This window comes from Pseudomonas sp. AC112, from assembly GCF_979253545.1.
Genome location: NZ_CEEDCM010000001.1, coordinates 2,875,330 through 2,897,537 on the forward strand (window position 1 = coordinate 2,875,330; position 22,208 = coordinate 2,897,537).

19 protein-coding genes are annotated in these 22,208 nt (G+C 61.6%); 14 read left to right on the top strand and 5 right to left on the bottom strand.

The window, feature by feature from the left end:
- Positions 1-16: 16 nt before the first annotated feature.
- The 4 genes from rsmA to AC0IYN_RS13290 are packed head-to-tail and all read right to left on the bottom strand — an operon-like array spanning position 17 to position 5,934.
- Positions 17-829 carry a 16S rRNA (adenine(1518)-N(6)/adenine(1519)-N(6))-dimethyltransferase RsmA gene (gene rsmA, locus AC0IYN_RS13275; protein WP_078050425.1) on the bottom strand — a complete coding sequence of 271 codons (813 nt, stop codon included), beginning with the start codon at positions 827-829 and terminating at the stop codon, positions 17-19.
- On the bottom strand, positions 826-1,815 hold the full coding sequence (gene pdxA / locus AC0IYN_RS13280; protein ID WP_458376012.1) for a 4-hydroxythreonine-4-phosphate dehydrogenase PdxA: 990 nt from the start codon (positions 1,813-1,815) through the stop codon (positions 826-828). The genes rsmA and pdxA overlap by 4 nt, the downstream gene beginning before the upstream one ends.
- On the bottom strand, positions 1,812-3,149 hold the full coding sequence (locus AC0IYN_RS13285; protein WP_458376011.1) for a peptidylprolyl isomerase: 1,338 nt from the start codon (positions 3,147-3,149) through the stop codon (positions 1,812-1,814). The genes pdxA and AC0IYN_RS13285 overlap by 4 nt, the downstream gene beginning before the upstream one ends.
- The gene (locus tag AC0IYN_RS13290) at positions 3,124-5,934 is read right to left on the bottom strand and encodes an LPS-assembly protein LptD (RefSeq protein WP_406599864.1); all 2,811 of its coding nucleotides are present in this window, start codon (positions 5,932-5,934) and stop codon (positions 3,124-3,126) included. The genes AC0IYN_RS13285 and AC0IYN_RS13290 overlap by 26 nt, the downstream gene beginning before the upstream one ends.
- 130 nt (positions 5,935-6,064) lie before the next feature.
- Here AC0IYN_RS13290 and AC0IYN_RS13295 point away from each other — a divergent pair, with 130 nt between their 5' ends.
- The 3 genes from AC0IYN_RS13295 to AC0IYN_RS13305 are packed head-to-tail and all read left to right on the top strand — an operon-like array spanning position 6,065 to position 8,530.
- Positions 6,065-7,090 (top strand): aminoglycoside phosphotransferase family protein, encoded by a 1,026-nt coding sequence (locus AC0IYN_RS13295; RefSeq protein WP_457267891.1) that lies wholly within the window; start codon positions 6,065-6,067, stop codon positions 7,088-7,090.
- Positions 7,087-7,761, top strand: coding sequence for an N-acetylmuramate alpha-1-phosphate uridylyltransferase MurU (gene murU / locus AC0IYN_RS13300; protein ID WP_078050420.1), 675 nt, complete (start codon positions 7,087-7,089; stop codon positions 7,759-7,761). Before AC0IYN_RS13295 ends, murU begins: the two co-directional genes overlap by 4 nt.
- Position 7,762: 1 nt before the next feature.
- Positions 7,763-8,530 carry a TerB family tellurite resistance protein gene (locus AC0IYN_RS13305; RefSeq protein WP_100492017.1) on the top strand — a complete coding sequence of 256 codons (768 nt, stop codon included), beginning with the start codon at positions 7,763-7,765 and terminating at the stop codon, positions 8,528-8,530.
- A 140-nt stretch (positions 8,531-8,670) separates the two neighbouring features.
- Here AC0IYN_RS13305 and AC0IYN_RS13310 read toward each other — a convergent pair whose 3' ends face one another.
- The gene (locus AC0IYN_RS13310; RefSeq protein ID WP_406599862.1) at positions 8,671-9,645 is read right to left on the bottom strand and encodes an alpha/beta hydrolase family protein; all 975 of its coding nucleotides are present in this window, start codon (positions 9,643-9,645) and stop codon (positions 8,671-8,673) included.
- 77 nt (positions 9,646-9,722) lie between these two features.
- On the opposite strand from AC0IYN_RS13310, the gene AC0IYN_RS13315 reads away from it, so the two are divergent.
- The 11 genes from AC0IYN_RS13315 (at position 9,723) to AC0IYN_RS13365 (ending at position 22,201) form a co-directional block, all read left to right on the top strand.
- A complete protein-coding gene (locus tag AC0IYN_RS13315; protein WP_406599861.1) occupies positions 9,723-11,717 on the top strand; it encodes a PAS domain-containing sensor histidine kinase in 1,995 nt (664 codons plus the stop codon).
- An 18-nt stretch (positions 11,718-11,735) separates the two neighbouring features.
- The gene (locus AC0IYN_RS13320) at positions 11,736-12,365 is read left to right on the top strand and encodes a response regulator (RefSeq protein ID WP_017739608.1); all 630 of its coding nucleotides are present in this window, start codon (positions 11,736-11,738) and stop codon (positions 12,363-12,365) included.
- Between the two features lie 294 nt (positions 12,366-12,659).
- Entirely contained in the window at positions 12,660-13,772 is a 1,113-nt protein-coding gene (locus tag AC0IYN_RS13325) for an ABC transporter ATP-binding protein (RefSeq protein WP_338574723.1), read from the top strand.
- Positions 13,773-13,815: 43 nt separating this feature from the next.
- The gene (locus AC0IYN_RS13330) at positions 13,816-14,856 is read left to right on the top strand and encodes an ABC transporter substrate-binding protein (protein WP_010206957.1); all 1,041 of its coding nucleotides are present in this window, start codon (positions 13,816-13,818) and stop codon (positions 14,854-14,856) included.
- A 165-nt stretch (positions 14,857-15,021) separates the two neighbouring features.
- Positions 15,022-16,269: an ABC transporter permease gene (locus AC0IYN_RS13335; RefSeq protein WP_099493035.1), complete on the top strand. Its 1,248-nt coding sequence runs from the start codon at positions 15,022-15,024 to the stop codon at positions 16,267-16,269.
- 12 nt (positions 16,270-16,281) lie between these two features.
- A complete protein-coding gene (locus AC0IYN_RS13340; protein ID WP_028618151.1) occupies positions 16,282-17,106 on the top strand; it encodes an ABC transporter permease in 825 nt (274 codons plus the stop codon).
- Between the two features lie 216 nt (positions 17,107-17,322).
- Positions 17,323-18,471, top strand: coding sequence for an iron-containing alcohol dehydrogenase (locus AC0IYN_RS13345; protein ID WP_457248910.1), 1,149 nt, complete (start codon positions 17,323-17,325; stop codon positions 18,469-18,471).
- An 84-nt stretch (positions 18,472-18,555) separates the two neighbouring features.
- Complete coding sequence (gene rpe, locus AC0IYN_RS13350; RefSeq protein WP_046035020.1) at positions 18,556-19,230, top strand: ribulose-phosphate 3-epimerase; 675 nt, start codon at positions 18,556-18,558, stop codon at positions 19,228-19,230.
- Positions 19,227-20,045, top strand: a complete 819-nt coding sequence (locus AC0IYN_RS13355; protein WP_028618148.1) for a phosphoglycolate phosphatase — start codon at positions 19,227-19,229, stop codon at positions 20,043-20,045. Before rpe ends, AC0IYN_RS13355 begins: the two co-directional genes overlap by 4 nt.
- A gap of 70 nt (positions 20,046-20,115) precedes the next feature.
- On the top strand, positions 20,116-21,597 hold the full coding sequence (gene trpE / locus AC0IYN_RS13360) for an anthranilate synthase component I (RefSeq protein WP_406599825.1): 1,482 nt from the start codon (positions 20,116-20,118) through the stop codon (positions 21,595-21,597).
- A 10-nt stretch (positions 21,598-21,607) separates the two neighbouring features.
- Positions 21,608-22,201 (top strand): aminodeoxychorismate/anthranilate synthase component II, encoded by a 594-nt coding sequence (locus AC0IYN_RS13365; protein WP_471841732.1) that lies wholly within the window; start codon positions 21,608-21,610, stop codon positions 22,199-22,201.
- The last annotated feature ends 7 nt before the right edge of the window (positions 22,202-22,208 follow it).

The following is a 22,208-nucleotide window of genomic DNA, read 5'->3' on the forward strand; positions in this document are numbered from 1 at the left end:
GCCGGCTACTACAGGGTTATTCAGCGGCTGGCGTGGGCTGAATGGCAAGCTGGTCAGCCAGGCGCACGAACGCGGCCAGGTCCAGTTGCTCGGGACGCAGGCTGCCGTCGACGCCGGCGGCTTCGATCTCGGCATTGCTCAACAACGCCTTGAGCGTGTTGCGCAGGGTCTTGCGGCGCTGGTTGAAGGCTTCGCGTACGACGCGCTCCAGCAGTTTGTGATCCTTGGCCGGGTGTGGCAGCACGGCATGCGGCACCAGGCGCACGATGGCCGAATCGACCTTCGGCGGCGGATTGAACGCGCCCGGGCCGACGTTGAACAGGTGTTCGACGCGGCAGTGGTACTGGACCATGATCGACAGACGACCCCAATCGCCACCGCCAGGCCCGGCAGCCAGGCGTTCCACCACTTCCTTTTGCAGCATGAAGTGCATGTCGCGGATGATCCCGGCATTGTTCAGCAGGTGGAAAATCAGCGGCGTAGAGATGTTGTATGGCAGGTTTCCCACCACCCGCAGGCTGTTGGGCGCCGCGTTGAGGGTATTGAAGTCGAACTTCAATGCATCACCCTGATGCAGGTTGAAGTTGGGCATGCCGGCGAACTGCTGGTTGAGGATCGGGATCAGGTCCTTGTCCAACTCAACCACGTCCAATTGGCCGCCACTGGCCAGCAGGCCTTGAGTCAATGCGCCCTGGCCCGGGCCGATTTCCAGCAGACGGTCTTCGGGCTTGGCATGGATGGAGCGCAGGATGCGGTCGATCACGCCAGCGTCGTGCAGGAAGTTTTGCCCGAAGCGCTTGCGCGCCCGGTGTTGGTAATGCTCAGTCATATACGGGTCTCGGCCATCTGATAGGCGGTTTCCAGGGCCACGTGCAGGCTGCCGGTATCGATCTTGCCACTGCCCGCCAGGTCCAGGGCGGTGCCATGGTCGACGGAGGTGCGGATGATCGGCAGGCCCAGTGTCACGTTGACTGCGGCGCCGAAGCCTTTGTATTTAAGCACCGGCAGCCCCTGGTCGTGGTACATCGCCAGCACTGCATCGCAGTGCTCCAGATATTTGGGGGTAAACAGAGTGTCCGCTGGCAGTGGGCCGCGCAGGTCCATGCCTTCTTGGCGCAGACGCTCCAGGGTTGGTTCGATGATGTCGATTTCTTCATGGCCCAAATGGCCGCCTTCGCCGGCGTGGGGGTTGAGCCCACAGACCAGGATGCGCGGTTGGGCGATGCCGAACTTCTGTTGCAGGTCGGCGTGCAGGATGCGCGTCACGCGTTCCAGTCGCTCGACGGTGATGGCATCGGCAATCTCACGCAGCGGCAGGTGCGTGGTCACCAGGGCGACCCGCAGGCCGCGCGTCGCCAGCATCATCACCACTTGTTCGGTGTGGGTCAGCTCCGCGAGAAATTCGGTGTGACCGGAAAACGCGATGCCGGATTCGTTGATCACGCCCTTGTGCACTGGCGCAGTGATCATGCCGGCGAAGTCGCCGTCGATGCAGCCTTGCCCCGCGCGCGTCAGGGTTTCCAGCACGAACGCTGCGTTGGCCTTGTCCAGTTGCCCGGCAACCACCTTGGCCTGCAGCGGGGTGTCCCACACGTACAGGCTGCCGGCGGGGGCGGGCAGGTCGGGCCAGTTGCCTGGCGCCACCTTCAGCAAGTTGACAGCCACACCCAGTTGCACGGCCCGCTCAAGGAGCAGGTCGTGGCTGGTAATGGCAATCAGGGGGTGTGGCTGGGGTTGCGAGGCGAGCAGCAGGCACAGGTCAGGACCAATGCCGGCCGGCTCGCCGGGTGTCACCGCGAAACGCTGGGGTTTCACTGAGCGGCCTGGTCGGTGCCTGTCTGGGCGCCTGGCAGCTTGTTCTCAACGTAGGCTTCGTCGCGGATCTGACGCAGCCAGGTTTGCAGCTCTTCGTCATATTTGCGGTTACGCAGCACGTTCAACGCTTGTTGCTCGCGGGCCTGGCTGGTGTTGTCGGTGGCGCGACGGCCAAGGACTTCCAGCACGTGCCAGCCATATTGGGTCTTGAACGGCTTGGACAGCACGCCTTGCGGGGTGTCGGCCATCACTTGCTGGAACTCTGGCACCAGGGCTTTAGGGTCGATCCAATTCAGGTCGCCACCGTTGAGGGCAGAACCTGGATCTTCCGAGAAGCTCTTGGCCAGGGTGGCGAAGTCTTCACCGCTTTCGATGCGGTCATAGATCTTCTGGGCCAGTTCCTTGGTTTGGGCTTCAGTGCGGATTTCGCTTGGTTTGACCAGGATATGACGAACATGCACTTCGTCTTTCAGCGAGGTCTCGCCACCGCGACGTTCCAGCAATTTCAGGATAATGAAGCCACCTGGCGTGCGGGCTGGCTGGGTGATGCCGCCCACTTCCATTGCGCTCAGTTCACGATCGAAGGGAGGTGGCAATTGAGCGGCTTTACGCCAGCCCATGTCACCGCCTTCGAGGGCGTTGTCGCTGCCGGATTGGGCAATAGCCATCTGGGCAAAGTCGGCACCGGCTTTCAGGCGATCATAGATAGCCTGGGTCTTGGCGGCGGCTGCATTGAGCTGCTCGGAGTTGGCGCTGTCCGGTGTCGGGATCAGGATGTTGGCCAGGTGCAATTCTTCGGAAAGCTGCATCTTGCCCAGGTCGGACGCCAGGAAGTTCTTCACTTCCTGTTCCGATACCTGGACCCGCTCGGCAACGCGGCGCTGCCGCACACGGCTGATGATCATTTCACGGCGGATCTGGTCACGGGCGTCCTCATAGGACAAACCGTCGTGGGCCAGGGCTGCACGGAACTGGTCAATGCTCATGTTGTTGCGCTGGGCAATGGTGCCCACTGCCTGGTTCAGTTCCTCGTCCGAAATACGGATGCCGGAACGATCGCCGATCTGCAGTTGCAGGTTTTCGACGATCAAGCGTTCCAGTACCTGTTGGTCCAGGACGCTGGTCGGTGGCACGCCACCGCCACGCTTGGCGATGGTTTGCTGGACTTCCTTGACGCGCTGGTCCAGTTGGCTCTGCATGATCACATCGTTATCGACGATGGCCACTACCTTATCCAGTTCTTGAACCGCAGCGTGCGCCGATGCGGTACCCAGGAACAGCGCGCCCAGCACTAGCGGGCGCAGACAATCAGAAAGCTTGGTTTTCACGTTCACGATAACCTTCAATGCCTTTGTCGAGGAAGCTCTCTACCTTGGCGCCGGTCAGGCCGCCGAGTCCTTTGAGGACGATCTGGAAGAAGAGCCCGTGGTCACCCTTTTCGTTAAGCGGGGCGATCTGGCTGTATTCGTCGTTGGAAACCCAGTAACGGTTGATGACGCGCAGTTTCCAGCAGCAGTTGTCGTACTCGAAACCACCGAAGGCTTCCAGGGTACGGTTGCGGGCGTAGTCATACTGCCAGCGGGTGATCAGGTTCCACTGAGGAATGATCGGCCACATCATCGAGAAGTCGTGTTGTTGGATTTTGTAGTAATCCTTCACGAAGTTCGCGTCGCCTGGCTGGCCGTAGTCACCACCGAACTGCCATTTGCCGGTCAACTGGTTGTAGACGACCTGGTCGTTGCGATAGCGATAACCCACGTTGATGATCTTGTTCGGGTTGTCTTCCGGCTGATAGTGGAGCATCGCGCTGCCGGAACGGGGACTGTGTTCCTCGGTGTCCCAGTTGTAGTCGGCAGTGGCGCGCCAGTCGCGGTTGAAGCGGAACTCGTAGTCCAGGGCAACTGGCGAAACATCCGACTGAGCATCGGCACGGTCAGAAGCCAGGATGCCTGGCAATTGCACTTCACGATCCTTGAAGTACAGCGCCTGGCCCACGGACACACGCTGACGTTCGAAGCCGTTCTCTTCGATCCAGCGGCTGGTCAAGCCCAGGGACAGCTTGTTCTCGTCGCCAATCCGGTCGGAGCCGCTGAAGCGGTTGTCGCGGAACAGCGAGGCGTAGCTGAACGAGTACTCGCTGGTGTCGAAGACCGGGATATCAGCCTGGTCCTTGTTCGGCACGTACAGGTAGAACGCACGTGGTTCGAGGGTTTGGCGATAGTCTTTGCCGAACCAGTTGGTGTTGCGATCGAAGTACAGGCCGCTGTCAATGCTGGCCACCGGAAGCGCACGGTCCTGGGAGCTTTTGAAGACGCCACCAGCATACGGATTGGCGGCGGTTGCGTTTGCTTGCGCAGCAACAATGTCATTCTTGCCTTGGTTATCAAGATCAAGATCGTACTTGGTGTAAACGTACTTGAGTTTTGGCGTTACAAAGCCGTACGTCCAATTCATCGGGTACTCGACGGCTGGCGCTACGTTCAGGCGAGTACCGTTTGCGCGGGTCAGGCCGGTGACGTAGGTGTCCAGGCGACGCTCGGAGTCACCGTTTTCATTGATGAAGTTGCCGTTCTCCAGGCTGCGCTCAAAACGAACAGCTTCAGTCTCATAGCTGAAGTTGAAGCCGCCAGGGTGGAATGGAAGCTGGCCATTGAAGGTGATTTGCGGCAAACGGTCATACGGAGTGATCTGGGAGATCGTGGCCAGTTGATACGCCTGGACGTTCAAACGTGCCTGGTAAGAGTCGCCGCGATAGGTCACGGAGCCTTGCTGGTTCACGTAGTCGCGGCTCTCTACGCCTTCCTGGTAGGACTTGAGGTCCTGGAAGTAGTAGGGATCGCTGATCGTGGTGTAGTCGACTTGAGTCAGGACACGCGAATCCAGCCCGCCCTTGTGCTGCCAGTTGAGCATGTAGCGGGTTTTTTCGTAGTCGGTCTGACGCTTGCGTTCGTCGTTGTCGTCGTTCAGGTACGCGCCGCCGAACTGGCCTTCGCTGGACTTGGTGAGGTAGCGGAATTCGCCTTCCATCATCATGCCGCGCTTGGTCATGTATTGCGGGTACAACGTGGCGTCATAGTTCGGCGCCAGGTTGAAGTAGTACGGCGTCACCAGGGTAAAGCCGGTTTCGCTACCGGTGCTGAAGCTCGGCGGCAGGAAGCCGGATTGACGACGGTCGTCGATCGGGAAGTAGATGTAAGGCGTATAGAGGATCGGGATGTTCTTGACCCGCAACGTCGCGTTGGTGGCCGTACCGAAACCGGTGGCCGGGTTCAACGTGATGTTGTTGCCCCTGAGCTGCCAGGCGTTGCTGTCTGGCTCGCACGTGGTGTAAGTACCGTCCTTGAGACGGATGATCGCGTTCTCGGCCCGCTTGGCGTACAGCGCGTTACCGCGGATGCGCGACTTGTGCAGCACGTATTCGGCGTTGTCGATCTGGGCCGCGCCGGTGTCGAGTTGCACTTCGGCATGGTCGCCCACGATCAGCGCACCGTTGTCGCGCAGACGGACCTTGCCGTTCAGCTCACCACGGTTTTCTGCTTGGTACAGGCTGGCTTCTTCCGACTCCAGCTGCATGCTGCCCTGGCGCATGACGACGTCACCGGCGAGGGTCGCGACTTGCTGTTCCTGCTCGTAACGAGAGGCCTTGGCACCGATGAAGGTAGGCGCATCGCTCTTGTTCGTCTTGTCGTTCATGCCAGGACGAGTCGGCTCGATGTACGCACCGCCGCAGTAAGGACCGGTTTCGGCCAACTGTGCGGCGGTCAGCTTCTCGCGGGGTACCCAGTCCAGGTGGCTGTAGTCGGCACTGCGCGAACGCAGGCCACGGCCCTTGGATTCGGTGACCAGTGCGGTCTTGGGCTCGGCCTCGGCTTTGCCGCCAGCATCGGCTTGCGCCGTGCTGTTGGCGGAGCTGACGGCTGCACCGTCATGCACCGGGCGTGGTGGCAACGGGGCTGCGGCGGTTTTTGGCGCGCAATCCCAGGCACCCGAAGCAGAGACTGAGCAGTCATACTGTTCCGCGGCGACCACGAATGAGGTGGCGAAGGGTTGCAAGGCCAGCAGACTGCCGGTTACCAGCAACGGAAATTTTCTACGAAACGCGGGGGATTTCAATGCCATCTTATTAGTCCGGGCTTCCTGCGTGCCATCTGCCCGCGGTTTGGGCCGCACGCCTCTCGATGGTCTGAAAAAGATGCGTGATAATAAAGCATGCCCCGCTTGACGGCTAGCGCCGTCGGAGACCCTTGTAATGCCCGAGCAAGATCTACGTTTACAACAGCTGGAAGTCTGGCTGGATGAGCAGTTGCCGATCCTTTTCAACGCTCAAGACTGGGGTCCCGTACCCCCGGCCACATTGACCGCGGCCAGCAGCGACGCGAGTTTCAGGCGCTACTTCCGTTGGGAAGGCGGTGGCCGGACCTTCGTGGTCATGGACGCTCCACCCCCCCAGGAAAACTGCAAACCTTTCGTCGATATCGCTCATTTGCTGGCGAAGTCGGGAATAAATGTTCCAAAAATTTACGCAGAAGATGTGCCGCGCGGCTTTCTTTTGCTCAATGACCTGGGCAGAAAAACCTACCTGGACGTGATTGACGACAAAAACGCCGATCAATTATTTGCCGATGCCATCGACGCCTTGCTGGCTTTCCAGCAACTGCCGATGGACGCGCCGCTGCCCAGCTATGACGTCGCCTTGCTACGCCGCGAGCTCGAATTGTTTCCTGAGTGGTACGTGCGTCGGCACCTGGGTATCGAACTCGATACACAGCAACAAGCGCTCTGGCAGCGCGTCAGTGATCACTTGATTGACAGCGCCCTGGCGCAGCCGAAGGTGTTGGTGCACCGCGACTATATGCCACGCAACCTGATGATCAGCGAGCCGAACCCAGGCGTGCTGGATTTCCAGGATGCGGTCTATGGGCCGGTCACCTACGACATCACGTGTCTGTTCAAGGACGCCTTCCTCAGTTGGCCCAAGGCGCGCGTGCGGGACTGGCAGCGCGGCTATTGGGTGCGTGCCGGGCAACTGGGCATTCCAGTGCAGCCGGATTTCGAAGACTTTCTGCGCGCCAGCGACTTGATGGGCGTGCAGCGTCACCTCAAGGTCATCGGGATTTTCGCGCGCATTTGTCATCGCGACGGCAAGCCACGCTACCTGGCCGACGTGCCGCGCTTCTTTGCTTATATAGAAGCAGTGCTGGCGGACCGGCCGGAACTGAGCGAACTCGGTGAGCTGCTGGCCAGCCTGCGTCAGCCCGTCGAGGCGAGCGTATGAAGGCCATGATCCTGGCCGCTGGCAAAGGCGAGCGGATGCGTCCACTGACCTTGCACACGCCCAAGCCGCTGGTGCAGGCCGGCGGCAAGCGCTTGATCGAGTATCACCTGGAGGCGCTGGCCAAGGCTGGCTTCACCGAGATCGTGATCAACCACGCCTGGCTCGGCCAACAGATCGAAAGCTACCTGGGGGACGGTGCGCAGTTTGGCCTGCGCATCCGTTACTCCGCCGAAGGCGAGCCGCTGGAAACCGGCGGGGGAATTTTCCAGGCGTTGCCATTGCTGGGGGACGAGCCTTTCCTGGTGGTCAATGGCGACATCTGGACCGATTACGACTTCACCCAGCTCAAGCAGCCGATCAAGGGCCTGGCCCATCTGGTGATGGTCGATAACCCGGCGCACCACCCTTCGGGTGGCGATTTCTACCTTGATCAAGGTTTGCTTCATGATGCAGCGGCCGGTGCCGATAACCTGACCTTCAGTGGCATTTCCGTCCTCGACCCCAAGCTGTTCGCGGGTTGCAGCGCGGGTGCCTTCAAGCTGGCGCCGCTGTTGCGGGCGGCCATGGCCAAAGGTCTGGTAACGGGGGAACACATGGCGGGACGCTGGATTGATGTCGGCACGCTGGAGCGCCTGGCGCAAGTCGAAACCCTGCTGACAGCGGGGCAGTAAGATGTTGTGGCCAGGGACGCTGATCGGCGCCGGGGCTGGCTTTGCCATTGCCAGTATTCCGGGGGCCATGTTGGGTGCACTGTTAGGGCAGGCGCTGGATCGCCGTCTGCAACTGCAGAGTTGGGCGCAATTGCGCGAGCGCCTGGGCGGGCGCCCGGCATTGCGCAATGATGAATTGTTGTTTGTGTTGCTGGGGCGCTTGGCCAAGAGCAACGGGCGGGTGGTGGATGGGCATATCCAGCAGGCGCGCCAGGAAATGCGCGCGCTGGACATGAGCGACTCAGCCCAGCGCCGTGCGATTGCGGCGTTCAATCGCGGCAAGTCCGGTTCCGATCGGGTTCGCAGTTATCTACGTGTGCTCAAGGCTCAACCCCATGCCGCGGAGGGTGTGTTGCGCGCGTGTTGGCGCATGGTCTGGGCGGATGGCAAGGCGAGTGACGCCGAGCGCGACCTGATCGACCTCTGGGGCAAGTGGCTGGGCTGGACGCCGCAGCAACTCCAGGCACTGGCCGCCGACTTTACGCCGGAGCGCAAGCCACTGGTCAGTCGGGGCCCCACTTATCAGGATGCGTTGCGTTTGCTGGGCGTGACCGCCACTACCGAGCCGTCGATGATTAAACGGGCTTATCGCCGCCTGCTCAGTCGCCATCATCCGGACAAGATTGCCGGTACCGGCGCCAGCGCCGCGCAAGTGCGTGAGGCCACCGAGCGTACTCGCGAGTTGCACAACGCCTATGCGTTGATCCGCGAACGCCGGGATTTCCGTTAGCTTTCACTTTTTTCACGCTGATAACCCGTTCGCGTGTGGGAGCGGGCGTGCTCGCGAATGCGGTCTATCAGTATCTGGCGCTGACTGACCCACCGCTTTCGCGAGCAAGCCCGCCCCCGAAGAGGACCTGCGGTGTGCCCTCAGTCGGCGCTTGCTTGGGGGCTCAGCCAGCCGCGAACCCTGCGGTACAACTGCTCCTGGCCGGCATCACTGTTGCCGGGCAAGGTTTTCAACGACACCTGCTTATAGCCCTCATTCTTCAAACGCTTGGCCGCCTGGGCGCGGGCCAGGGCGTTTTTGCGCGATAGGGCTTCGTCTTGATAGAAGACATCGGCAGTCGGCAGCTTCAGGCCTGGGGCCAGCTGCTGGACATCGGGATGGCGCCCGGTGGGCGTCTGCGCCGCCACCATGACGAACTTCTGCACCTGGGATGGTTGCTTCTCGCTCAGATAGCGCGCGGCCCACCAGGCGCCGGTACCATGGCCGAGCAGTACCACACTGCGTGCGCTCTGGGTCTGGGCGAAGGCCACGGCGGCGTCGATGCGGTCGAAAATGCGCGACGCATCGGTCTTGTCTTGCTCATCGGCGCCCGGAACCACTGACGGGTCGGTGCCTTCGGCTTCGGCACTGGCGGCCTGCTCGATGGGTTTGTCGGCGGTGCTCGCTTCCTTGCTACTGGTGTCGACGGTGGCCTTGGGCGCTTCCATCACGCGCGGCGGCAGGGTGTCCACGCTCACGTCTGGCAGCGACAGACTGAGGCTGCCCCAATTGGCATCCGGCAATTTGTGCCGCAACGGGCTGATTGCTTGCGGCCAGTCAGCGTTTTCGCCGGCGCCCGGTACGATAATCACCACGCCCTCGGGTTCGGCGCTGTTGGCCGGCTTCCACAGTGCCAGGAATGAATCGCTGCCGGCCTGCAATTGTTGCTGCTCCTGTTGCGGGATTTTGCGTGTAAGAAAGCTGGCTTCTTCCTGGCTACGCTCCGGCAGCGGCTGGCGCTCGACAGGTTTTTCGGCGGCAGGTGCTGGGGCGTCAGCGGCTTGTACAGAAAAGGCACTGGTAAAAAGCAGCGACAGGCACAATGCTGGCAGTGCCGAACGTTGGAAAAAGGGCATCGTTAATTCCCGGCCAGAAGTGATTCCAGCAGCCTAATGGGTTGGTCAGTATTTGTCAGTGATGTGAGACGTGGATCATGGTTTATCGCTGTCTGCTGGTTATCGGCTGTTTGTGCCTTGCCTTGATGGCCAATGCCGCCCCCGCGCCCGCTGCACCGCAGGCGCAGCTCACTGCCCAGCAACGCGAATGGCTGGCCCAGCACCCCGAATTGCGGGTGGGGCTGGTGTTGCAGGCGCCTTACGCGCAATACGATCGGCGTTTGCAACGGCTGTCCGGTGCGAATGTCGAGTTGATGCAGTGGCTGGCCAAGGCCCTGAACATCGAGCTGACCTGGCGCAACTTTCCCAATCAGGAGCAACTGGAAGCGGCTGTGCGCGAAGGCGAGGTCGACATCGCCCCCGGCCTGCAACAAACCCCGGCCGGCTTGCGCTTGTGGTTGTTCACCGACCCTTATATGCGCGTGCCGCAACACATCGTCGGCATCCGGGAGGGCGGCGGCGCCGTTGAGTTGGAAAAGCTCGATGAGCAATCCCGTGTCGCTGTGCGCATGCCCAGTGCCGTGGCCAATTACCTGCGCAGCACCTATCCCACCCTCAACCTGCAAGGCGTGCCAATGGAGCGCCAGGCCCTGCAGTTGTTGGTGAGCCAGCAGGCGCGTTACGCGGTGGTGGATGAAGCACAGTTGAGCCGTTTGTCCGGGGAGGCTGAGTTTGCCGGGCTGGCGGTGGTGGGCGATATCGGCTTGCCGCAATTGCTGCGGGTGGCCACGCGTCGGGAATGGCCGGAACTGGCCGGCATCATGGAAAGCGCACTTCGCGCGATCCCTGCCCGCGACCTGGACCAATTGCACAGCCGCTGGCTGCAACCCAAGTACCCGCGCCTGACGGAATCCCCGGGCCTGTGGCAAAACCTCAGCCTGTTGCTGGGCCTGTTGCTGCTTGCCAGCCTGGCCGTCGTGGCCTGGCAGCGACGCCAGCAACGGGTGCTGGAACAGGGCTTGCTGGCCGCTCGCGAAGAAAGCGCAGCCCGTGCCGCTGGTGCCGAAGCCTTGCGACTGACGCAGTTTTCCATCGATCAGAGCACTGTCGGCATCCTTTGGGTCAACTGGGACAGCCATGTGCGCTATGCCAACCGTGCCGCCGAAAACATGCTCGGCTACGGCCCCGGGGCGCTGATCGAGCGGCCGCTGGCCGACCTTGATCCAAGCCTGGATATGGACCGCTGGCTCAACCTGTGGAAGCGTGCGCGGGCCAGCGAAGACGGCCCGCAGAATTTTGCCACCGATTGCCGGCGAGCCGATGGCAGCATCCTGCCGACCAATGTGTCCTTGAGTTTTCTGCGGTTTGCCGAGGCCGAATACCTGGTGGTTTACCTCAACGACGTCACCGAGCTGCGCCGGACGTTGGCCGCGTTGCTGCAAAGTGAGGCGCAGTTACGCGAACTGTCCGCCCACCTGGAAACCGTGCGCGAAGAAGAAAAGGCCCGCATTGCCCGCGAGGTACACGACGAGCTTGGGCAAATGCTCACGGTGCTCAAGCTCGAAACCTCGATGTGCGAGCTGGCCTATGCGCAACTCGACCCCGGCCTGCATGAGCGTTTGAACAGCATGAAGCGCCTGATCGCCCAGTTGTTCCAGTTGGTGCGCGATGTGGCGACGGCGCTGCGACCGCCGATTCTGGATGCCGGCATTGCCTCGGCCATCGAATGGCAGGCGCGGCGCTTTGAAGCACGTACGCAGATTCCCTGCCTGGTGCAGGTTCCGGATAACCTGCCGGCTCTCAGCGATGCCAAGGCCATCGGCCTGTTCCGCATTTTGCAGGAGGCGCTGACCAATGTGATGCGTCATGCCCAGGCGCATACTGTGGAGCTGACCCTTGCCGTGGAGGGCGCGGATTTGCGACTGACCATCAGCGACGATGGCGTCGGTTTCATCCAGGCCCAAGGCCGCCCGGTGTCATTCGGGTTGGTGGGGATGCGCGAGCGGGTGCTGATCATGGGCGGGCAATTGAGCCTGGACAGCGAGTTGGGGGAGGGCACCACCCTGAGTGTCACGGTGCCGTTGGATGCATAACACCAAGAGGAAGTCCCTGTGATCCGCGTACTGGTAGCCGAAGACCACACCATCGTTCGTGAAGGCATCAAGCAATTGATCGGCCTGGCCAAAGACCTGTTGGTGGTTGGGGAAGCGAGCAATGGCGAGCAACTGCTGGAGACGTTGCGCCATGTGCCGTGCGAGGTGGTGCTGCTGGACATCTCGATGCCCGGCGTCAACGGCCTGGAAGCGATCGCGCGCATCCGTGCACTGAGCAATCCGCCGGCGATCCTGGTGTTGTCGATGCACGACGAAGCGCAAATGGCCGCCCGCGCCTTGAAGGTCGGCGCCGCCGGTTACGCCACCAAGGACAGCGACCCGGCGCTGTTGCTCACGGCAATCCGCAAGGTCGCGGCCGGCGGTCGTTACATCGACCCGGACCTGGCCGACCGGATGGTCTTTGAAGTCGGCCTCACCGATACCCGGCCATTGCATTCGTTGCTCTCCGAGCGTGAATTTTCGGTGTTCGAGCGCCTGGCCCAGGGCGCTAACGTCAACGACATCGCCCAGCAACTGGCGTTGAGCAGCAAGACCATCAGCACCCACAAGGCGCGGTTGATGCAAAAGCTCAATATCACCTCCCTCGCCGAGTTGGTGAAATACGCCATGGAACACAAGCTCTTGTAGGCGCCCGGCTTGCCGGCGATAGCGTCCGTAGAATCGCTATCGCCGGCAAGCCGGGCTCGTACAGGGAGTACGCATATCTGTTTGCGACAGGTGTTCGAGCGGTTGAAGCCCGTTCTTGCCGCTTGCAGCTCACGTCTTGTCGCGGCGCTGTCCTATCCCCGCCATCCGTGTAGGGCGATCCCTACCCCAAACCTTCCATCCGGCTGATGCAATTCTCTCCTGGCCCCCGATTTCCGGGGCCTTGCGCCTGGACTACGCTTGTTCCACAGCAGTCCAAAATACAAAGGTGCGGGTATGAGCGAGGTGGATTCAAATGATGTGCTGGTCAGCTTTCGTGGCGTGCAGAAGAGCTACGACGGCGAGAACCTGATCGTCAAAGACCTCAACCTGGAGATTCGCAAGGGCGAGTTCCTGACCCTGCTCGGGCCGTCCGGTTCGGGCAAGACCACCAGCCTGATGATGCTCGCCGGCTTTGAGACGCCGACGGCTGGCGAAATCCAGCTGGCCGGGCGTTCCATCAACAACGTGCCACCGCACAAGCGCGACATCGGCATGGTGTTCCAGAACTACGCGCTGTTCCCACACATGACCGTCGCCGAGAACCTGGCGTTCCCGCTGTCAGTGCGTGGCCTGAGCAAGACCGATGTCAGTGAGCGGGTCAAACGCGTGCTCAGCATGGTCCAGCTCGACGCGTTCGCCCAGCGTTACCCGGCACAACTCTCCGGCGGCCAGCAACAGCGTGTGGCCTTGGCCAGGGCGCTGGTGTTCGAACCGCAGTTGGTGCTGATGGACGAACCCCTCGGCGCCCTCGACAAGCAACTGCGCGAACACATGCAGATGGAGATCAAGCACCTGCACCAGCGCCTGGGCGTGACCGTGGTGTATGTGACCCACGACCAGGGCGAGGCGCTGACCATGTCTGACCGCGTGGCGGTGTTCCACCAGGGCGAGATCCAGCAGATCGCTGCGCCGCGAACCTTGTATGAAGAACCGAAGAACACCTTTGTCGCCAACTTCATCGGCGAGAACAACCGCCTCAATGGCCGCCTGCACAGCCACACCGGCGAGCGCTGCGTGGTGGAGCTGGCGCGGGGCGAGAAGGTCGAGGCGCTGGCGGTGAATGTCGGCCAGGTCGGCGGCCCGGTGACCCTGTCGGTACGCCCGGAACGCGTCAGCCTCAATGGCTCCAGCGAAAGCTGCGTCAACCGCTTCTCTGGGCGGGTGGCGGAGTTCATCTACCTGGGCGACCACGTACGCGTGCGCCTGGAAGTCTGCGGCAAGACCGATTTTTTTGTGAAACAACCGATTGCCGAGCTGGACCCAGCCCTGGCGGTCGGCGACGTGGTACCGATTGGCTGGCAAGTCGAGCACGTTCGCGCACTCGACCCACTTCTAGAGGCGAATTGATCGCCCTCTGGCTTCACCAACCCTGCACGTGGAGAGAACAACAATGTTGAGTTCCTTGAAGTATTCCGTTTTGGCATTGAGCTTGATGGGTGCGACACAGGCCATGGCAGGCCCGGACCTGACGGTCGTGTCCTTTGGTGGTGCGAACAAGGCGGCCCAGGTCAAGGCCTTCTATGCACCGTGGGAAAGCGCGGGCAACGGCAAGATCGTCGCCGGCGAGTACAACGGTGAAATGGCCAAGGTCAAGGCCATGGTCGACACCAAGAGCGTGTCCTGGGACCTGGTGGAAGTGGAGTCGCCGGAACTGTCCCGTGGCTGCGACGAAGACATGTTCGAGCCACTGGACCCGAAACTGTTCGGCAACACCGCCGACTACGTGAAGGGGGCTATCCAGCCGTGTGGCGTGGGCTTCTTCGTGTGGTCGACGGTGCTCGCGTACAACGCTGACAAGCTGGCATCCGCGCCAACCAGCTGGGCGGATTTCTGGGACACCAAGAAATTCCCCGGCAAGCGTGGCCTGCGCAAAGGCGCCAAGTACACGCTGGAATTCGCCTTGATGGCCGACGGCGTTGCGCCGAAAGACGTGTACAAAGTGCTGGCCGGTAAAGATGGCCAGGACCGTGCGTTTAAGAAACTCGACGAGCTCAAGCCGTCGATCCAGTGGTGGGAAGCCGGCGCACAACCGCCGCAGTACCTGGCCTCGGGTGACGTGGTGATGAGCTCGGCCTACAACGGCCGGATTGCCGCCGTACAGAAAGAAAGCAACCTGAAAGTGGTGTGGAACGGCGGTATCTACGACTTCGACGCCTGGGCCATTCCTAAAGGCCTGGCCAAGGACCGTGCCGAGGCCGCGAAGAAATTCATCGCCTTCTCGGTGCAGCCGCAGCAGCAGAAGACCTACTCGGAAAACATCGCCTACGGCCCGGCCAACACCCAAGCCGTACCGTTGCTGGCCAAGGACGTGTTGAAGGACATGCCGACCACCCCGGAAAACATCGCCAACCAAGTGCAGATCGATGTGAGCTTCTGGGCGGACAACGGCGAGCAACTGGAGCAGCGCTTCAATTCCTGGGCGGCCAAGTAACACCGCATACCCCTCTGGCGAAACCGCTTCATGTGGGAGCTGGCTTGCCTGCGATGCAGACACCTCGGTACAGCTGATGCACCGAGTTGATGCCATCGCAGGCAAGCCAGCTCCCACAGGGACCGTGTTGCCAAGGACCCAACCGTAGATTTTCCGGAGTCAGCCATGGCCATCGCCGTTCCCTCGAACGAGGTCAACAGCCCCACCCTCAAGCAGCGCCTGGCGCGTGCCGAGCGGCTCAATCGCTGGAAGGCCCAGGCCTTGATCGCGCCGCTGGTGCTGTTTTTGCTGCTGGTGTTCCTGGTGCCGATCGTGGCGCTGCTGTTCAAGAGCGTCGGCAACCCGGAAGTGGTGGGTGGGTTGCCGCGTACTGTCGTTGCGATCACGGCCTGGGACGGTCGTGGCCTGCCGGGCGAGCCGGTGTACCAGGCCCTCAGTGAGGACCTGGGCGAAGCGCGCAAAAACCAGACCCTGGGCGATCTGTCCAAACGCCTGAACATGGAACTGGCCGGCTACCGCAGCCTGCTGACCAAAACCGCGCGGGCGCTGCCGTTCAGCGAAGCGCCTGGCTCCTATAAAGAAGCGCTGGAAAACCTCGACGAACGCTGGGGCGACCCGGCTTACTGGCAGGCGATCCGGCGCAATACCAGCAGCCTGACACCGTTCTACCTACTGGCGGCCGTCGATCACCGCATCGACGACCTCGGCGAAGTCGCGCCGGCCACACCCGACCAGGCGATCTACCTGGACATCTTCGCCCGCACCTTCTGGATGGGCCTGGTGATCACCGCCGTCTGCCTGCTGCTGGCCTATCCCCTGGCCTACCTGCTGGCCAACCTGCCGGCGCGCAAGAGCAACTTGCTGATGATTCTGGTGTTGCTGCCGTTCTGGACCTCGATCCTCGTACGGGTGGCGGCGTGGATCGTGTTGCTGCAGTCCGGTGGCCTGATCAACAGTGCACTGATGGGCATGGGCCTGATCGATAAGCCGCTGGAGTTGGTGTTCAACCGCACCGGGGTCTACATCTCCATGGTGCATATTTTGCTGCCGTTCATGATCCTGCCGATCTACAGCGTGATGAAGGGCATTTCGCCCACCTACATGCGTGCGGCGATTTCCCTGGGCTGCCACCCGTTCGCCAGTTTCTGGCGCGTGTACTTCCCGCAAACCTACGCAGGTGTTGGCGCTGGCTGCCTGTTGGTGTTCATCCTGGCAATTGGTTACTACATCACCCCGGCACTGCTGGGCAGCCCGAACGATCAGATGGTCAGCTACTTCGTGGCGTTCTACACCAACACCAGCATCAACTGGGGCATGGCCACGGCACTGGGCGGCTTGCTGCTGCTGGCCACCGTGGTGCTGTACCTGATCTACAACCGGCTGGTGGGCGCCAGTCGCCTGCGCCTGAGCTAAGGAGACCTTGTGATGCTGAGCCCTTATATGTCGCCCGTTGAGCGGGTGTGGTTCTACAGCTTGCGGATCCTCTGCGGCTTGATCCTGCTGTTTTTGATCCTGCCGGTGCTGGTGATCATCCCGCTGTCGTTTAACAGTGGCAGTTTCCTGGTGTACCCGCTGCAAGGCTTCTCGCTGCATTGGTATCAGGACTTCTTCGCCTCCGCCGAGTGGATGCGTGCGTTGAAGAACAGCATCATCGTCGCCCCGGCGGCCACGGTGCTGGCCATGGTGTTCGGCACCCTGGCGGCGATCGGCCTGACCCGCGGCAATTTCCCCGGCAAGGCACTGGTGATGGCGCTGGTGATTTCGCCGATGGTAGTGCCGGTGGTGATCATCGGCGTGGCCAGTTACCTGTTCTTCGCGCCGCTGGGCCTGGGCAACAGCTTCTTCTCGCTGATCGTGGTGCATGCGGTGCTGGGTGTGCCGTTTGTGATCATCACCGTGTCGGCGACGTTGCAGGGGTTCAACCATAACCTGGTGCGGGCGGCGGCCAGTCTCGGCGCCTCGCCATTGACTGCATTCCGCCGGGTGACCTTGCCGTTGATCGCGCCGGGGGTGATTTCCGGGGCGCTGTTTGCTTTCTCCACTTCGTTTGATGAGGTGGTAGTAACGCTGTTTCTGGCCGGCCCCGAGCAAGCGACCCTGCCGCGCCAGATGTTCAGCGGCATCCGCGAAAACCTCAGCCCGACGATTGCGGCGGCGGCGACCCTGTTGATTGCCTTCTCTGTGTTGCTGTTGCTGACCCTCGAATGGCTGCGCGGCCGTAGCGAAAAGCTGCGCACCGCCCAGGTCTGAGTGGGTAAACGCGATCACCTGTGGGAGCTGGCTTGCCTGCGATTGCATCGCCGCGGTTTGCCTGTCACACCGAGTCGCCTGAATCGCAGGCAAGCCAGCTCCCACATAAACCGTGCCCGCGTTGAGTCACCTGACCATTCAGACCCTGAATGCTGGGCAACCCAAAAACCCGAGCTACTCTTGTGCCAGCCCATCACTTAATAAGAGGCCGCGCACATGAGTACTTCCTCATTCAAGATCGCCCACAAACTGTTGACCGGCGCTGGCGCCATCGAACAACTGGCCTTTGAACTGACCCGCCTGGATGTGGATAACCCGCTGATCGTCACCGACGCTGCGCTGGTCAAGTCAGGCACGGTGGCGCTGGCCCTTGAACACCTGGGCGAACGCACTTACGAGATTTTCGACCGGGTGTTACCCGACCCGGAAATCGCCATTGTCGAGGACTGCATGCGCGTCTACCGCGAGGGCGGGCACGACGGCTTGATTGGTGTGGGCGGCGGCAGCGCCATTGATATCGCCAAAAGTGTTGCGGCCTATGCCGGGTATCACGGCGCGCTGGCGGACTTGTTCGGCGTCGACCAGGTGCCGCGCAAGGGCCCGCCGCTGATCGCTATCCCGACTACCGCCGGCACCGGCTCGGAGGTGACCAATGTGGCGATTCTCTCCGACAAGGCCGCGCAACTGAAAAAGGGCATTGTCAGCGATTACCTGCTGCCGGACGTTGCGCTGATCAGCCCGCAAATGACCCTGACCTGCCCGCGCAGCGTCACCGCCGCCAGTGGCGTGGACGCGCTGGTGCACGCCATCGAGTCCTACTTGTCGCTGAACGCCTCGCCGATCACTGATGCGTTGGCGATTGGCGCGATCAAGCTGATCGCCAATGCATTGCCCAAGGCCTACGCCAACCCGGCCAACCTGCAGGCCCGCGACGACATGGCCACTGCCAGCCTGATGGCCGGCATGGCGTTCGGCAATGCCGGGGTGGGGGCGGTGCATGCGCTGGCGTATCCGCTGGGTGGGCGCTTCAATATCGCCCACGGCGTGAGCAATGCATTGCTGCTGCCCTACGTGATGCACTGGAACAAGTTGGCCTGCGTCGAGCGCATGCAGGACATCGCCCAGGCGATGGGCGTGAATGTCACCGGCTTGAGCGTCAACGATGCCGCCGACCAGGCCGTCGAGGCGATGACGCGACTGTGTGCCGCAGTGGAGATCCCGGCGGGCTTGCGCAGTTTTGGGGTGCCCGAGGACGCGATCCCAGCCATGGCGGTAGAAGCGGCGGGTATTGAGCGCTTGATGCGCAACAATCCACGCAAGCTCAGCGCGGACGATATCGAGAAAATCTACCGGGCGGCTTACTAACCGTTGAGTTAGGTCACGGTGCGCGCGGCAAAGCATGAGGTATACAATGCGCGCCATCGTGATTTAGCTCAAAAAAGGTGCGTCATGCAGCCCTTCGTCATTGCTCCATCGATTCTCTCCGCCGACTTCGCCCGCCTGGGTGAGGAAGTGGACAAGGTGTTGGCCGCGGGTGCCGACTTCGTGCACTTCGATGTCATGGACAACCACTACGTGCCCAACCTGACCATCGGCCCGATGGTCTGCGCCGCGTTGCGCAAGTACGGCATCACTGCGCCGATTGATGCGCACCTGATGGTCAGCCCGGTGGATCGCATCATCGGCGACTTCGTTGACGCCGGCGCGACCTACATCACTTTCCACCCGGAAGCCTCGCTGCACGTCGACCGCACCCTGCAACTGATCCGCGAAGGCGGCTGCAAGGCGGGCCTGGTGTTTAACCCGGCCACACCGCTGAGCGTGCTTGAGTACGTGATGGACAAGGTCGACATGATCCTGCTGATGAGCGTCAACCCAGGCTTCGGTGGGCAGAAGTTCATCCCCGGCACGCTGAACAAGTTGCGCGAGGCCCGCGCGCTGATCGACGCTTCGGGCCGTGACATCCGCCTGGAAATCGACGGCGGGGTCAACGTCAACAACATCCGCGAAATTGCCGCAGCGGGCGCCGACACCTTCGTGGCCGGCTCGGCGATCTTCAACGCGCCGGACTACCAGGAAGTCATCGACAAGATGCGCGCCGAACTGGCGCTGGCGCGTCCATGAGCGGCTTTGAGCAGCTGTTCCCCGGCAAATTGCCACGGCTGGTGATGTTCGATCTGGACGGTACCTTGATCGACTCGGTGCCCGACCTGGCGGCGGCGGTGGACGAGATGCTGCTCAAGCTGGGCCGTAAGCCGGCCGGGATCGAGTCGGTGCGCGAATGGGTCGGCAACGGCGTGCAGATGCTGGTGCGCCGGGCCTTGGCCAACAATATCGACGCCGAAGGCGTGGATGAAGTCGAGGCCGAACACGCCCTGGAACTGTTCAACGCCGCCTATGAAGACGGCCACGAACTGACCGTGGTTTACCCGGGCGTGCGCGACACCCTCAAGTGGCTGAGCAAGCAGGGCGTGGAAATGGCCCTGATCACCAACAAGCCGGAACGCTTCGTCGCGCCGCTGCTGGACCAGATGAAAATCGGCCGTTATTTCCGCTGGATCATCGGCGGCGATACCTTGCCGCAGAAAAAGCCCGACCCGGCGGCGCTGTTTTTCGTGATGAAAATGGCCAATATCCCGGCGTCGCAGTCGTTATTTGTCGGTGATTCTCGCAGTGATGTGCTGGCGGCAAAGGCCGCGGGCGTGCAGTGCGTGGCCCTCAGCTACGGCTATAACCATGGTCGGCCGATCGCCGAAGAGTCGCCTTCATTGGTGATTGATGACCTGCGCCTGTTAATCCCCGGTTGCTTGGGAGCTGGCGCTGAGATAACGTTGCCCGATACCGATCCGTCCCCTTCTGGAAATTCCATCGTGGTGGTCACTCGCAAACTCTGGATGAAAGTCATCAAGGCCCTGGCCCGCTGGCGTTGGCGCGCCTGACTGATCCTGGCCGCACTCTGCGGCGCGTTTGCATACCTGACTGTTAGACCCTCAAGCCACGAGGCATATCATGACCCGCGAAGAATTCCTGCGTTTGGCCGCTGCCGGCTATAACCGCATCCCCCTGGCCTGCGAAACCTTGGCCGACTTCGACACGCCGCTGTCGATCTACCTGAAACTGGCCGACGAGCCTAACTCCTACCTGCTCGAGTCCGTACAGGGCGGCGAGAAGTGGGGCCGTTACTCGATCATCGGCCTGCCATGCCGTACGGTGCTGCGGGTACACGACCATCATGTGAGCGTTACCCATGATGGCGTTGAGATCGAAAGCCATGATGTAGAAGACCCGTTGGCGTTCGTCGAGGCCTTCAAGGCTCGCTATAACGTGCCGACCATTGCGGGCCTGCCGCGTTTCAACGGCGGCCTGGTGGGTTACTTCGGTTATGACTGCGTGCGTTATGTGGAAAAGCGCTTGGGCAAATGCCCGAACCCGGATCCGCTGGGCGTGCCGGACATTCTGCTGATGGTTTCCGATGCCGTGGTGGTGTTCGATAACCTCGCCGGCAAGATGCACGCGATCGTACTCGCCGATCCATCCCAGGAGGACGCGTTCGAGCAAGGCCGCGCCAGCCTCGAAGCCCTGCTGGATAAATTGCGCCAGCCGATCACCCCGCGTCGCGGCCTGGACCTCAGCCGTCCGCCGGCGGCCGATCCGGTGTTCCGCTCCAGCTTTACCCAGGATGACTACGAGCGCGCCGTCGATACCATCAAGGAATACATCCTCGCGGGTGACTGCATGCAGGTAGTGCCGTCGCAGCGTATGTCCATCGATTTCAAGGCCGCGCCGATCGATCTGTATCGCGCATTGCGCTGCTTCAACCCGACGCCGTACATGTACTTCTTCAACTTTGGCGACTTCCACGTGGTGGGCAGTTCGCCGGAAGTGCTGGTGCGCGTCGAAGACAACCTGATCACCGTGCGCCCGATTGCCGGCACCCGCCCACGCGGTGCGACCGAAGAGGCCGACCTGGCGCTCGAAGAAGACCTGTTGAGCGACGACAAGGAAATCGCCGAGCACCTGATGCTCATCGACCTGGGTCGTAACGACACCGGGCGTGTCTCGGAAATCGGTTCGGTGAAGCTCACTGAGAAGATGGTGATCGAGCGTTATTCGAATGTGATGCACATTGTGTCCAACGTCACCGGCGAGCTGAAAGCCGGCCTGACGGCGATGGACGCACTGCGCGCGATTCTGCCGGCGGGCACCTTGTCGGGTGCGCCGAAGATCCGCGCGATGGAAATCATCGACGAGCTGGAGCCGGTCAAGCGCGGTGTCTACGGCGGCGCCGTGGGCTATTTCGCCTGGAACGGCAACATGGACACGGCCATTGCGATCCGCACGGCCGTGATCAAGGACGGGGAGCTGCACGTGCAGGCCGGCGGCGGGATTGTTGCCGACTCAGTGCCGGCCCTCGAATGGGAAGAAACCTTGAACAAGCGCCGCGCGATGTTCCGCGCCGTTGCGCTGGCTGAACAGACCCCCAATTCTTGAGGTTTCCCCCATGTTGCTGATGATTGATAACTACGATTCCTTTACCTACAACGTTGTGCAGTACCTGGGCGAGCTGGGTGCCGAGGTCAAGGTAGTGCGCAATGACGAACTGACCGTGGCCGAGATCGCTGCCCTGAACCCGGAGCGCATCGTGGTTTCGCCAGGGCCGTGCACGCCGACCGAGGCGGGTATTTCCCTGGAGGCGATCAAGTATTTCGCCGGCAAGCTGCCGATCCTGGGCGTATGCCTGGGCCATCAGTCCATCGGCCAGGCCTTTGGCGGTGACGTGGTACGCGCGCGTCAAGTGATGCACGGCAAGACCAGCCCAGTATTCCATCATGATCTAGGGGTGTTCCATGGGCTTAACTTGCCCGTGACGGTGACCCGCTACCACTCGCTGGTGGTCAAGCGCGAAACCCTGCCGGACTGCCTGGAGCTGACTGCCTGGACCCAACTGGAAGATGGCTCGGTCGACGAGATCATGGGCCTGCGCCACAAGACACTGAACATCGAAGGGGTGCAATTTCACCCTGAGTCTATCCTGACCGAGCAGGGCTACGAGCTGTTCGCCAACTTTCTCAAGCAGAGCGGCGGCACGCGCTAAGGACTTT

Bases quoted from the DNA above. Each gene is read 5' to 3' on its own strand.
- rsmA (WP_078050425.1), bottom strand. From the start codon at position 829: ATGACTGAGCATTACCAACACCGGGCGCGCAAGCGCTTCGGGCAAAAC.
- AC0IYN_RS13290 (WP_406599864.1), bottom strand. From the start codon at position 5,934: ATGGCATTGAAATCCCCCGCGTTTCGTAGAAAATTTCCGTTGCTGGTA.
- AC0IYN_RS13295 (WP_457267891.1), top strand. From the start codon at position 6,065: ATGCCCGAGCAAGATCTACGTTTACAACAGCTGGAAGTCTGGCTGGAT.
- murU (WP_078050420.1), top strand. From the start codon at position 7,087: ATGAAGGCCATGATCCTGGCCGCTGGCAAAGGCGAGCGGATGCGTCCA.
- AC0IYN_RS13305 (WP_100492017.1), top strand. From the start codon at position 7,763: ATGTTGTGGCCAGGGACGCTGATCGGCGCCGGGGCTGGCTTTGCCATT.
- AC0IYN_RS13310 (WP_406599862.1), bottom strand. From the start codon at position 9,645: ATGCCCTTTTTCCAACGTTCGGCACTGCCAGCATTGTGCCTGTCGCTG.
- AC0IYN_RS13315 (WP_406599861.1), top strand. From the start codon at position 9,723: ATGGTTTATCGCTGTCTGCTGGTTATCGGCTGTTTGTGCCTTGCCTTG.
- AC0IYN_RS13325 (WP_338574723.1), top strand. From the start codon at position 12,660: ATGAGCGAGGTGGATTCAAATGATGTGCTGGTCAGCTTTCGTGGCGTG.
- AC0IYN_RS13330 (WP_010206957.1), top strand. From the start codon at position 13,816: ATGTTGAGTTCCTTGAAGTATTCCGTTTTGGCATTGAGCTTGATGGGT.
- AC0IYN_RS13335 (WP_099493035.1), top strand. From the start codon at position 15,022: ATGGCCATCGCCGTTCCCTCGAACGAGGTCAACAGCCCCACCCTCAAG.
- AC0IYN_RS13340 (WP_028618151.1), top strand. From the start codon at position 16,282: ATGCTGAGCCCTTATATGTCGCCCGTTGAGCGGGTGTGGTTCTACAGC.
- AC0IYN_RS13345 (WP_457248910.1), top strand. From the start codon at position 17,323: ATGAGTACTTCCTCATTCAAGATCGCCCACAAACTGTTGACCGGCGCT.
- rpe (WP_046035020.1), top strand. From the start codon at position 18,556: ATGCAGCCCTTCGTCATTGCTCCATCGATTCTCTCCGCCGACTTCGCC.
- AC0IYN_RS13355 (WP_028618148.1), top strand. From the start codon at position 19,227: ATGAGCGGCTTTGAGCAGCTGTTCCCCGGCAAATTGCCACGGCTGGTG.
- trpE (WP_406599825.1), top strand. From the start codon at position 20,116: ATGACCCGCGAAGAATTCCTGCGTTTGGCCGCTGCCGGCTATAACCGC.
- AC0IYN_RS13365 (WP_471841732.1), top strand. From the start codon at position 21,608: ATGTTGCTGATGATTGATAACTACGATTCCTTTACCTACAACGTTGTG.